A 12,396-nucleotide genomic window follows, 5' to 3' on the forward strand; every position below is an offset into this window, starting at 1 on the left:
ATGGTGATCAGGTCGTTACGAAATCAGATTGTCGTGTCGCAATAAGTGCCCTGTGTCAGCCGACGGCGTGAAGTTCGTTGAGTCTGTGGATTCCCGCAGTGCCGGTCATACCGTCCCAGTTGTCGCCGCGTCCTTCTCGCCAGCCGTTGATCCAGGCTTGACGTACCGACGGTAGAGTAAATGGGCAAAGCTCACGGGATTTGCCACCAACGCCATATTGATATCCGCGCAAAAATGCTCTTTCCAACGGATCACGCTTAAGTCTTCTCATAGGGTGTTTCCCTCACTTGTTGACTGTTTTTGTCGCGTCGACCTCAACTGAGGTCTGGCAGAAAAACTCTGCCGTTGGCGGCTCGCTGCCGGCGTGGCGAGCCAAGGTGTTGACGCCGTTGCGACGTCAACCTGTGTCCAGTTCTAACCAATGAGTCACATCGATGGAATGACCGTTTTGTCATAAGGACGTAACGAAAAAGATGCTATGGCCATAAGTAACCGCGTATTTATCCAGCGTCTGTTGGCCAAACCCCGGTATGATCGGCCCCGCGCTGGATGATGAGGTTAATCCTTTAGTGAGAATGACCCACGTTTACGCTGGGGTACTATTCGACGAAGGGTTGCTTTGAGTCATTTTGTTGCTTCAACTTTTTTATCTGTCCCGGCATCTAAGCTCTTTTAACCCGAGCAGCGGGGATGGAACGGCACACCTTCGTGCCACGCGGGCGCTCTTGTAGAAAAGCGCCTGATTGAAAACCGGATCGGCAATGCGTTGCCGGTTCATCAGCCAAAGGCTCTGGAAAAACCATGTCCGACCGTTTCGAACTCTTCCTCACTTGCCCCAAAGGCCTTGAAGGCCTGCTCATCGAGGAAGCCGTCGGGCTTGGCCTTGAAGAGGCCCGCGAACACACCTCCGCCGTGCGTGGCATGGCGACCATGGAAACCGCTTATCGCCTGTGCCTCTGGTCGCGTCTGGCCAACCGGGTGCTGCTGGTGCTCAAGCGCTTCCCGATGAAAAACGCCGAAGACCTGTACCACGGCGTACTCGACGTCGACTGGCAGGATCACATGCTGGCCGACGGCACCCTGGCGGTGGAATTCAGCGGCCACGGCTCGGGCATCGACAACACCCACTTCGGCGCCCTGAAGGTCAAGGACGCCATCGTCGACAAACTGCGCACCCCGCAGGGCGACCGTCCAAGCATCGACAAACTCAACCCGGACCTGCGCATTCACCTGCGCCTTGATCGCGGCGAAGCGATTCTGTCCCTCGACCTTTCCGGCCACAGCCTGCACCAGCGCGGTTACCGCTTGCAGCAGGGCGCTGCGCCGCTGAAGGAGAACCTTGCAGCCGCGATCCTGATCCGTTCCGGCTGGCCGCGCATTGCCGCCGAAGGTGGCGCGCTGGCTGACCCGATGTGCGGTGTCGGTACGTTCCTGGTCGAAGCCGGCATGATCGCCGCCGACATGGCGCCGAACCTGCGTCGCGAACAGTGGGGCTTCACCGCCTGGCTCGGTCACGTGCCGGCGTTGTGGAAAAAACTGCATGAAGAAGCCGTCGAGCGTGCTGCTGCCGGTCTGGCCAAGCCGCCGCTGTGGATTCGCGGTTATGAAGCCGACCCACGGCTGATCCAGCCGGGCCGCAACAACGTCGAACGCGCCGGCCTGAGCGAGTGGATCAAGATCTATCAGGGCGAAGTGGCGACGTTCGAACCGCGTCCGGATCAGAACCAGAAAGGTCTGGTCATCTGCAACCCGCCGTACGGCGAGCGTCTGGGTGATGAAGCGAGTCTGTTGTACCTCTACCAGAACCTCGGCGAGCGTCTGCGTCAGGCCTGCCTGAACTGGGAAGCGGCGGTGTTCACCGGCGCGCCGGATCTGGGCAAGCGCATGGGCATCCGCAGCCATAAACAATATTCGTTCTGGAACGGCGCGTTGCCGTGCAAGCTGCTGTTGATCAAAGTCCTGCCGGATCAGTTCGTCACCGGCGAGCGCCGCACCCCGGAACAACGTCAGGCCGAGCGCGAGCAAGCCGCCTACGACCAGACGCCGAACGAGCCGCAGGAGCGCAAGTTCAACAAGAACGGCAACCCGATCAAACCGACGCCGGCCCCGGCGCCAGTGATCGAGCAACCGCGCCTGAGCGAAGGCGGGCAGATGTTTGCCAACCGCCTGCAAAAGAACCTCAAGGCCATGAGCAAGTGGGTCAAGCGTGAAGGCATCGATTGCTACCGCGTCTACGATGCGGACATGCCGGAATACGCCATGGCCATCGACCTGTACCACGACTGGGTGCACGTTCAGGAATACGCCGCGCCGAAGTCGATCGACCCGGAAAAAGCTTCGATCCGCATGTTCGACGCCCTGGCGGCCATTCCGCAGGCGCTGAACATCGACAAGAGCCGCGTGGTGGTGAAGCGCCGCGAGCGTCAGAGCGGCACCAAGCAGTACGAGCGTCAGGCGGCCCAGGGCAAGTTCAATGAAGTGACCGAGGGCGGCGTGAAGTTGCTGGTCAACCTCACCGACTACCTCGACACCGGACTGTTCCTCGATCATCGGCCGATGCGCATGCGTATCCAGAAAGAGGCCGCCGGCAAGCGCTTCCTCAACCTGTTCTGCTACACCGCGACCGCCAGCGTGCACGCGGCCAAGGGCGGCGCGCGCAGCACCACCAGCGTCGACCTGTCGAAAACCTACCTCGACTGGGCGCGCCGCAACCTGTCGCTCAACGGTTTCTCCGACAAGAACCGTCTGGAGCAGGGCGACGTGATGGCGTGGCTGGAAAACTCCCGCGACGAATACGACCTGATCTTCATCGATCCGCCGACCTTTTCCAACTCCAAGCGCATGGAAGGCATCTTCGACGTGCAGCGTGACCAGGTGCGGTTGATCGATCTGGCCATGGCCCGTCTGGCGGCGGGCGGGGTGTTGTACTTCTCCAACAACTTCCGCAAGTTCCAGCTCGAAGACAACCTGGCCGAGCGCTACGCGGTCGAGGAAATCACCGCCAGCACCATCGACCCGGATTTCGCCCGCAACGGCAAGATCCACCGCGCCTGGAAAATCACGGCTCGTTGACACTCTGCAAAATTGGATCCACAGAGCCTTGATTTTTAAAGGCTCTTGGATCCGTTCAGAGCTAGCCAAATTAGTGGCTAATAGCTATAACTCACACACGGCCGATGGGGTTTTTCCCGCAGATGCTGACGTAGTGAGTGGCTTTTATGTCGTTGCACCCCGTGCGCCCGAAGATATTGGGTTTTATCAGCGAAGACGTCTCGGCCTGGCTGGTCGGGGTGCTGGTATTGCTCGCCGGCGGAATTCTCACGGGGCTGCTGGCCTGGGGCACCCTCAATCAGTTTCACAGCCAGTTGCGCCAACGCTTTCAGCTGCTGGCCAACGAACGCTATAGCCGCATCGAAGAACGATTTCAGGATCAGGAGCAACGTCTCGATGGCCTGCGCCGGTTCTTCGCCAACTCCGAATCGGTGTCCCGCGCCGAATTCGACGGTTACACCCATCCTCTATTGCTGCGCACCCAGGCTTATTCGTTTGCCTTGCGGGTGAGCGGTGCCGAACGTGCCGCCTTCGAGCAGCGCGTGCGAGATGAGGGCCTGAGCACCTTCAGCGTGCGCGAACTCAATGCGCGCGGCGAACTGCAACTGGCCTCGGCCCGCGATGAGTACGTCGTCGTGGTGTACAGCCAGACCCAGAGCCGGCTCGGTTCTCCGCTGGGTTACGACTTGCTGGCTCAGCCTTTGCGCCGCTCGACCCTGGAGCGCGCCGACCAGCTTCGCAGTCTGGCAGTCTCGCAGCCGATGCATCTGGTCGGTATAGAGCCGGCATACGCACGCGGCGTATTGCTGGTGGCACCGGTGTTGCGCGAAGGCGAGCCCAGATCATACGGCTACGTGATGGCTGTCATCAGCATGCGTCAGCTGCTGGCAGACGGCTTGCCGGATGCATTTCATGACTATCTGTCGGTGCGCATCCTCGATCTGTCCACCAACGATCAGCATGAAGTGCTGTTCGAATCGACCAATGAACCGGCGCAGAGTGATCTGTCGGCGACCCGGCTGGTGCGCATGGCCGATCACGACTATCAGGTAGATATCCTGCCCAGCGAAGCGTTCATGCAGGCCAACCATTCGTCGGTGGGCAGCGTAGTGGTGCTGGGCGGGTTGCTCAGTCTGCTGCTGAGCGCGCTGCTTTATGTGCTGGTCAGCCAGCGTCAGCGTGCGTTGCGCATGGTCGAATTGCGCACTCAGGAGCTGCATGAGCGCGAGCAGGAACTGCGTGGCACCCACGGTCAGTTGCGCGGGGTGCTCAACGCGGCAACTCAAGTGGCAATCATCGCCACCGACCTGCGCGGCGTGATCAACACGTTCAACCCCGGTGCCGAGCAGATGCTCGGTTATCACAGCAACGAAGTGGTCGGCCACATGACCCTGGAAAACCTGCACTTTCCCCGGGAACTGGTGGCCCGCGCGGCGGAGCTCAGCGCCCGCTATGGCAAAACCATTCCGACCTGCCAGGCGATGCTGGTGGAGGGTGGCGAAGTCGGTGGGCACGAGGCGCGGGAGTGGACGCTGGTGCGCAAGGACGGCAGCCACATTCCAGTGAACATGCTGGCCACGCCGGTGCTGGACGAGCAGGGGCTGTGGGTCGGGCACCTGGCGATCTGCATCGACATCACCGAGCGCAAGCGCGTGCACGAAGCGCTGGCCGCGCGGGATGTGCTGTTGAAGAAGCTCAGCGCCCATGTTCCCGGCGGGATCTATCAATTCAAGATGGAGTTCGACGGGCGTTTCAGCGTGATCTACGCCAGCGACGGCATCCGCGAGATCTACGAGCTGGAGCCGGACGTGCTGCTGCTCAACGCCGAGGCGATCTTCACCCGTATCCACCCGCAGGACGTCAGCCGCGTGCGCAAGTCGATCCGTGCTTCGGCGGACAATCTCAGCCCATGGCGTGAGGAGTATCGTGTGCAATTGCCCGAGCGTGGCCTGCGCTGGGTTCGCGGCGAGGCGACGCCGGAGGAACTGCCGGGCGGCGGGGTGCTGTGGCATGGCTATATTTCGGATATTTCCGACCTGAAACGGGTGGAAGAAGAGCTGCGCGCGCTGTCGGTGACCGATTCGCTGACCGGGATTCACAACCGGCGCTATTTCCAGGAGCGCCTGACCACCGAAATGGCCCGGGTCGAGCGCGGCGGAGGCGAGTTGTCGGTGATCATGCTCGACATCGACCACTTCAAGCGGATCAACGATCAGTACGGTCACGCGGTAGGTGACCGCGTGTTGCAGGCGGTCTGCGAGCGCATCGGCCATCGTCTGCGGCGTACCGACGTATTCTGCCGCTTGGGTGGCGAAGAGTTCATGGTGCTGTGCCCGGACATCGACGGCGATCACGCCCACATGCTGGCCGAAGAGTTATGGCACAGCCTGCGCAGTGCACCGATCGACGTGGTGGGGGTGGTGACGGCCAGTTTCGGGATTGCCAGCTGGCGACCGGGAGAGGGCGCGGATGCGCTGTTGCTGCGGGCGGATTCCGGGGTGTATGCGGCGAAGCAGGGCGGACGGGATCGGGTCGAGCGGCAGATGAACTGATCCGGTTTGCCGCTGAATCCCTGTGGGAGCGAGCTTGCTTGCGAAGGGGCCATCAAAGTCGACATCTTCATCGACTGAATGGACGTCTTCGCGAGCAAGTCGAGTCGTCGCACCGTCGCTCCCACAGTGTTTTGTGGTGTGCTTACAGAACCGAAGCAGTCTGCGCCGTCCGCGGCTGTTTATAGAGATCCAGCAGTACCTGATCCAGCACCGACGACGCGCCGAACGGGGCCTTGTCGTTGAGGATCGCCACCACCGCCCAAGTGTTGCCGTTGACGTCGCGGCTGAAGCCGGCGATTGCCCGTACCGTGTTCAGAGTGCCGGTCTTGACGTGGGCCTCTCCGCGCATCGCGGTGGTCTTCAGGCGTTTGCGCATGGTGCCGTCGGTGCCGGCAATCGGCAGCGAGCTGATGTACTCGGCGGCGTAAGGGCTGTGCCAGGCCGCTTGCAGCATGTTGGCCATTTCCCGGGCGCTGACCCGCTCGGAACGCGACAGACCGGAACCGTTCTCCATCACCAGATGCGGCGCGGTGATGCCTTTCTTCGCCAGCCACTGACGCACCACCCGTTGCGCGGCTTTGGCGTCATCGCCGTCGGCGTCGTTGCGGAATTTCTGGCCCAGGCTCAGGAACAGCTGCTGAGCCATGGTGTTGTTACTGTATTTGTTGATGTCGCGGATGATTTCCGCCAGATCCGGCGAGAACGCACGGGCCAGCACTTTCGCGCTGCTCGGGGTCGGGGCCAGACGATCCTTGCCCTGGATGCTGCCGCCCAATTCTTTCCAGATCGCCCGCACGGCGCCGGCGGTGTAGGTCGCGTGGTCAAGCAGCGACAGGTAAGTCTGCGAGCTGCAGCCTTCGCCCAACTGGCCGGCCACGGTCACGGTCACGCTGCCATCGGCCTGCGGCACCGGGTTGTAGCGCACGCCGCCGGTGCATTGTTTGGAGTTGAGCGCTTTGACAGTGTTTTCGATGTTGATGCTGGCAATCGGCGGTTCGACCGAGATCAGCACCCGGCCGTTGTCGTTGCGGGCCACGAAACGCAAGGCCTTGAGGTTGACCAGCAGCGAATCCGGCTTGACCAGGAACGGCTTGTTCTCGTCGTTGCCGTCATCGTTGAATTCCGGCAGTTGCGGCTGCACGAAGAAGCTGCGATCGAGTACCAGATCACCGGTGACCTGGGTCACGCCGTTGGCGCGCAGGTCGCGCATCAGCAGCCAGAGTTTTTCCATGTTCAGCTTCGGATCGCCGCCACCCTTGAGGTAGAGGTTGCCGTTGAGGATCCCGCCGTTCAGGTCGCCGTCGGTATAGAACTCGGTTTTCCACTGATGGTTGGGGCCGAGCATTTCCAGCGCCGCGTAAGTGGTGACCAGCTTCATGGTCGAGGCCGGGTTGACCGACACATCGGCGTTGTACACGGTCGGCGTGCCCGGGCCGTCCAGCGGCACCATCACCAGCGACAGGGCAGAGGGCTGCAGCTTGCTGGCCTTGAGGGCTTTTTCGACGTTGGGGGTCAGGGCGGTGTTGATGGTGGCAGCGGAGACGGGCAGGGCCAGCGGCAGAAGAAGACCGGCCAGGAGCAGAGGACGCAACGATTTGATCATATGAAATAAAACCCTACAGCCGAGGGGAAAAAAGACGAGGACATGGATGAAAAGGCCCTCAGTGGTCATGAAAGTGTCGGCATTATGCCCCAAGGTGCAACAGCTTGGGCCTTTCGCAAGGGCGCCAATTCGTTATTTTTTTACAGGCGGTCGCACGCACGTCCCAGAGAGTCGGGCAATCGCCGGCTTAAACTGGTAAAGTGCCGGCCGTTATTACTTAAGAGGATTGTTCCAATGGCGACTAACCGTTCCCAGCGTCTGCGCAAAAAACTGTGCGTCGATGAATTTCAAGAGCTGGGTTTCGAACTGAACCTGGGCTTCAAAGAAGACCTGTCCGAAGAAGCCATTGACGCTTTCCTCGAAGCATTCATCAAAGAAGCCATGGAAGCCAATGGTCTGGGCTATGTCGGCGGCGACGACTTCGGTCTGGTTTGCCTGCAGAAGCGCGGCTCGGTCTCCGAAGAGCAGCGCGCTGCTGTTGAAGCCTGGCTGAAAACCCGCTCCGAGCTGACCACCACTGAAATCAGCCCGCTGCTGGACGTCTGGTATCCGGAAAAGCCGATCAACGCGGCCAAGTGATACTAAAAAAACGGCGACCCAAGGGTCGCCGTTTTTTTATGCCTGCTTTTTAATCAGGCCTTGCGCCAGTTGAGGATCAGCAAGGTCAGCACCCCCGCGACAATCCCCCAGAACGCCGAACCGATGGAAAACAGCGTCAGCCCCGACGCCGTGACCATGAAGGTGATCAGCGCCGCTTCCCGTTCCTTCACCTCGGTCATGGCGATGCTCAAACCGTTGATGATCGAGCCGAACAGCGCCAGCGCGGCAATCGAAAGCACCAGCTCCTTGGGCAGCGCGGCAAACAGCGCCGCCAGCGTGGCGCCGAATACCCCGGCAATCCCGTAGAAAATCCCGCACCACACCGCCGCGGTGTAGCGTTTGTTGCGATCCTCATGGGCATGCGGCCCGGTGCAGATCGCCGCGCTGATGGCCGCGAGGTTGATGCCGTGGGAACCGAACGGCGCCAGCAGCAGGGACGCGATGCCGGTGGCGGTGATCAGCGGCGAGGCCGGGACGTTGTAGCCGTCGGCCCGCAGCACGGCGATGCCGGGCATGTTTTGCGAGGTCATCGCTACGACAAACAGCGGGATGCCGATGCTGATGGTCGCAGCCAGGGAAAAGTGCGGCGTGGTCCAGACCGGTGTCGCCACTTCCAGATGAAAACCGCTGAAGTCCAGCAGCCCCATGAAACCCGACAGCGCGGTGCCGATCAGCAGCGCGGCGAGCACCGCATAACGCGGCGACAGGCGTTTGACGATGAGATAAGTGAAGAACATCCCCAGCACCAGGCCGGTGCGGTGTTGCGCGGCGACGAAGATTTCGCTGCCGATCTTGAACAGAATCCCCGCCAGCAGCGCGGCGGCGAGGGAGGCCGGGATCTTTTTCACCAGCCGTTCGAAGCTGCCGGTCAGGCCGCAAATGGTCACCAGCACCGCGCAGGTGATGTAGGCGCCGATGGCTTCGCCGTAGGTAACGCCGCTAAGGCTGGTGATCAACAGCGCTGCGCCGGGCGTTGACCAGGCAATCGTGATCGGCGTGCGATAACGCAACGACAGGCCGATTGAACAGACCGCCATGCCGATGGAAATCGCCCAGATCCACGACGAGATCTGCCCGCTGGTCAGGCCCGCCGCCTGTCCGGCCTGGAACATCAGCACCAGCGAACTGGTGTAGCCGGTCATCATCGCAATGAACCCGGCGACGATGGCGGAGGGCGATGTGTCCGCCAGCGGGCGCAGTCGGGTGTGGGTGATTTCGTTCATGACAGCGGTGTTCCTTGTTCAAGCCACGGATTTCGGGTTTAAGCCTAAACTCAAACGTAACGGAGCGTTGCAATACAGCCGAAGCCGCAAACAGCCGTACAGTCGTGTTGCCACCTTCCATTGTGTACAATCGCGCTGTTTTTTACGCGATACTTGCCAGCGACCTACTGTGCCGTATTACAGTCACGGTCAATTCGCCGCCGTTCTTCCCGACTCGAGTGCCCATGAACGAACAGTTGCAACCCCTCAAGAAACAACCGCGAGCAGGCAAAGCCGGCCGCAGCGGAACCCAGGACGATATTGTCTATGCGCATATCTTCGAGGCCATCCTCGAACAACGCCTGGCGCCCGGCACCAAGTTGAGCGAAGAAGCGCTGGGGGAAATTTTCGGGGTCAGCCGGACCATCATTCGCCGTGCGCTGTCGCGTCTGGCCCATGAAGGCGTGGTGCTGTTGCGGCCGAACCGTGGCGCGGTCGTCGCCAGCCCGAGCGTCGAAGAAGCGCGTCAGGTGTTCCTCGCCCGGCGTCTGGTGGAACGCGCGATCACTGAACTGGCGGTGCAACACGCCACCGCCGAGCAGATCGCCGAACTGCGCCAGATGGTCAACGACGAACGCGACAGCTTCTCCCGTGGCGATCGCGGCGCCGGCATCCGTCTCTCCGGCGAATTCCACCTGAAACTGGCCGAAGCGGCGAAGAACGCGCCGTTGATCAGTTTCCAGCGCAGCCTGGTTTCGCAGACCTCGCTGATCATCGCCCAATATGAAAGCGGCAACCGTTCGCACTGTTCCTACGACGAGCACACTCAGTTGATCGACGCCATCGAAGCGCGCAACGGCGAGCTGGCAGTGGACCTGATGATGCATCACATGGACCACATCGACAGCAAGCTCAACCTCGACGAGGAAAGCGCGTCCGACGATCTGCATGCAGTGTTCTCGCACCTGTTGCAGACCAAGAAGCCGGGGCGGCCTGCGGCCAAGCTCTGAGGCGAATCGACAGGCAACAAAAATCCCCCGGACTGCAAAGTACCGGGGGATTTTTTTGTCCGTCTGATCGTGATGATCGTTCCCACGCTCCGCGTGGGAATGCAGCCCGTGACGCTCTGCGTCACTGGACGCGGAGCGTCCCCAGAGGCATTCCCACGCAGAGCGTGGGAACGATCGAGCAATCAGTTAGCGCTGGTGTACCAGCCCACCCGCCGCATAGGTCTGGGCCACAGTGCGGTCATCGCCCAGGGTCATCAGCACAAACAACGTTTCGGCAATATTGTTGGCCTGCTTCAAGCGGTAGCTCAGCAGCGGCGTGGCGTTGTAGTCCAGCACCAGGAAGTCGGCGTCGGAGCCCGGTTGCAGGTTGCCGATCCTGTCTTCCAGACGCAGCGCCCGCGCGCCGCCGAGGGTAGCGAGGTACAGCGATTTGAACGGGCTCAGGCGCGCACCTTGCAGCTGCATCACCTTGTAGGCTTCGTTCAGGGTTTGCAGCAGCGAGAAACTGGTGCCGCCACCGACGTCAGTGCCGAGGCCGACGTTCAGTTTGTGCTTCTCGGCCATCGGCAGGTTGAACAGGCCGCTGCCGAGGAAGAAGTTCGAGGTCGGGCAGAACGCGACCGCCGAACCGGTCTCCGCCAGACGCGCGCACTCGTCGTCGCACAGGTGCACGCCGTGGGCGAACACCGAGCGCTCGCCGAGCAATTGGTAGTGATCGTAGACGTCCAGATAGCCCTTGCGCTCCGGGAACAGCGCCTTGACCCACTCGACTTCCTTGAGGTTTTCGCTGATGTGGGTCTGCATGTACAGATCCGGGTATTCGCTGAGCAGCTGGCCGGCGAGCGTCAGCTGTTCCGGGGTGCTGGTTGGGGCGAAACGCGGGGTGACCGCATAGTGCAGACGACCCTTGCCGTGCCAGCGCTCGATCAGCGCCTTGCTGTCGACGTAGCTCGATTCCGGGGTGTCGGTCAGGTAGTCCGGCGCGTTGCGGTCCATCATCACCTTGCCGGCGATCATTCGCAGATCCAGCTTTTCGGCCGCTTCGAAGAACGAGTTCACCGACTGCGGGTGCACGCTGCCGAACACCAGCGCGGTGGTGGTGCCGTTGCGCAGCAGTTCCTTGATGAAAATATCCGCCACTTCATCGGCGTGGGCCTTGTCGGCGAACTGGCTTTCGCACGGGAAGGTGTAGGTGTTCAGCCAGTCCAGCAGTTGCTCACCATAGGCGCCGACCATGCCGGTCTGCGGAAGGTGGATGTGGGTGTCGATGAAGCCCGGAGTGATCAGCGCATCCTTGTGATGGGTGATCTCGATGTCCGCCGGCAGTGTCGGCAGCAGTTCACTGGCGTGGCCGAGGGCGCTGATCTTGCCGTCATCGACCACCAGCAGGCCGTCCTCGAAATACTCGTAGGAGGCTTCGATGCCGACCTCGGCGGGGTCGGCAATGCTGTGCAGGATGGCGGCGCGGTAGGCTTTGCGAGTCAGAGGCATGAGGGTTCTCTAATCAGTTTGAGGCTTTGAGTGTGGCGGCCTGACTGCGGCGCGAAACCGGCAGCAGTTTGGCAATCGGTTCGGCACTGGCGGTGTGCTGGCCGAAATTGGCGTTATAGGTGGCGATGATTTCGCCGGCGATGGAAATGGCGATTTCCACAGGCAACTTGCCTTTGACTTCGCCGATGCCCATCGGGCAGCGCATGCGTTGCACGACGCTGGCGTCGAAGCCACGGTCACGCAGGCGATGTTCGAACTTGGCCCGTTTGGTCTTCGAGCCGATCAGGCCAAACCAGGTGAAGTCGTTGCGCTTGAGGATCGCGGCGGTGAGTTCCAGATCCAGCTGATGGTTGTGGGTCATGACGATGCAGTAGCTGCCGGCGGGCAGGTCGTCGATTTCATCCACCGGGTCCTCGGCGACGATCTTGCGCACGCCGTGGGGAATCTGCTCGGGGAATTCCTCTTCCCGGGAATCGATCCAGCGTACCCGGCAGGGCAGGCTGGCGAGCAAGGGTACCAGCGCGCGACCCACATGACCGGCGCCGAACACGGCGATCTGCGCCTGCACCTGGCCCATCGGTTCGAATAGCAGCACCGTGGCGCCGCCGCAGCACTGGCCAAGACTGGCGCCGAGGCTGAAGCGCTCCAGATGGGTGTCCTGCTTGCCGCTGGCGAGCATCTCGCGGGCGATCTGCATGGCTTTGTATTCCAGGTGCCCGCCACCGATGGTGTCGAACGTCTGGCGGGCGCTGACGACCATTTTCGAGCCGGCATTGCGCGGCGTCGAGCCGAGCTCTTCGATGATCGTCACCAGAACGCAGGGTTCGCCCTGGTTCTGCAGGTCGGCGAGGGCGTCGATCCAGTTGTACATATCTCACCTCTCAGAT

At 61.4% G+C, this 12,396-nt stretch carries 9 protein-coding genes; 4 read left to right on the plus strand and 5 right to left on the minus strand.

What is annotated here, in order from left to right; translation table 11 throughout:
- Window positions 1–55: 55 nt before the first annotated feature.
- Window positions 56–271, minus strand: coding sequence for a ribosome modulation factor (rmf, locus tag QRN46_RS10895; RefSeq protein WP_003223300.1), 216 nt, complete (start codon window positions 269–271; stop codon window positions 56–58).
- A 530-nt stretch (window positions 272–801) separates the two neighbouring features.
- On the opposite strand from rmf, the gene rlmKL reads away from it, so the two are divergent.
- Both rlmKL and QRN46_RS10905 read left to right on the plus strand, forming a co-directional pair.
- The gene (gene rlmKL / locus QRN46_RS10900; RefSeq protein ID WP_285354659.1) at window positions 802–3,072 is read left to right on the plus strand and encodes a bifunctional 23S rRNA (guanine(2069)-N(7))-methyltransferase RlmK/23S rRNA (guanine(2445)-N(2))-methyltransferase RlmL; all 2,271 of its coding nucleotides are present in this window, start codon (window positions 802–804) and stop codon (window positions 3,070–3,072) included.
- Between the two features lie 146 nt (window positions 3,073–3,218).
- Entirely contained in the window at window positions 3,219–5,603 is a 2,385-nt protein-coding gene (locus tag QRN46_RS10905) for a sensor domain-containing diguanylate cyclase (RefSeq protein WP_221615607.1), read from the plus strand.
- A gap of 142 nt (window positions 5,604–5,745) precedes the next feature.
- Here QRN46_RS10905 and dacB read toward each other — a convergent pair whose 3' ends face one another.
- Window positions 5,746–7,206: a D-alanyl-D-alanine carboxypeptidase/D-alanyl-D-alanine endopeptidase gene (gene dacB / locus QRN46_RS10910; RefSeq protein ID WP_221615608.1), complete on the minus strand. Its 1,461-nt coding sequence runs from the start codon at window positions 7,204–7,206 to the stop codon at window positions 5,746–5,748.
- A 234-nt stretch (window positions 7,207–7,440) separates the two neighbouring features.
- Between dacB and QRN46_RS10915 the strand changes: the two genes are divergently transcribed.
- A complete protein-coding gene (locus tag QRN46_RS10915) occupies window positions 7,441–7,785 on the plus strand; it encodes a YggL family protein (RefSeq protein WP_011333263.1) in 345 nt (114 codons plus the stop codon).
- A 53-nt stretch (window positions 7,786–7,838) separates the two neighbouring features.
- On the opposite strand, the gene QRN46_RS10920 is transcribed toward QRN46_RS10915, so the two are convergent.
- Window positions 7,839–9,029: a benzoate/H(+) symporter BenE family transporter gene (locus QRN46_RS10920; RefSeq protein WP_201817763.1), complete on the minus strand. Its 1,191-nt coding sequence runs from the start codon at window positions 9,027–9,029 to the stop codon at window positions 7,839–7,841.
- Window positions 9,030–9,253: 224 nt separating this feature from the next.
- Here QRN46_RS10920 and QRN46_RS10925 point away from each other — a divergent pair, with 224 nt between their 5' ends.
- Complete coding sequence (locus QRN46_RS10925; protein WP_064378756.1) at window positions 9,254–10,018, plus strand: GntR family transcriptional regulator; 765 nt, start codon at window positions 9,254–9,256, stop codon at window positions 10,016–10,018.
- A 186-nt stretch (window positions 10,019–10,204) separates the two neighbouring features.
- Here QRN46_RS10925 and guaD read toward each other — a convergent pair whose 3' ends face one another.
- Together guaD and xdhC are read right to left on the minus strand one after the other, a co-directional pair.
- Entirely contained in the window at window positions 10,205–11,509 is a 1,305-nt protein-coding gene (guaD, locus tag QRN46_RS10930) for a guanine deaminase (protein WP_285354660.1), read from the minus strand.
- Window positions 11,510–11,522: 13 nt separating this feature from the next.
- Complete coding sequence (xdhC, locus tag QRN46_RS10935; RefSeq protein ID WP_285354661.1) at window positions 11,523–12,380, minus strand: xanthine dehydrogenase accessory protein XdhC; 858 nt, start codon at window positions 12,378–12,380, stop codon at window positions 11,523–11,525.
- Window positions 12,381–12,396 lie beyond the last annotated feature (16 nt).

Origin of the sequence: Pseudomonas sp. lyk4-R2A-10 (assembly GCF_030209075.1) — a bacterium.
Lineage (GTDB): Bacteria > Pseudomonadota > Gammaproteobacteria > Pseudomonadales > Pseudomonadaceae > Aquipseudomonas > Aquipseudomonas glycinae.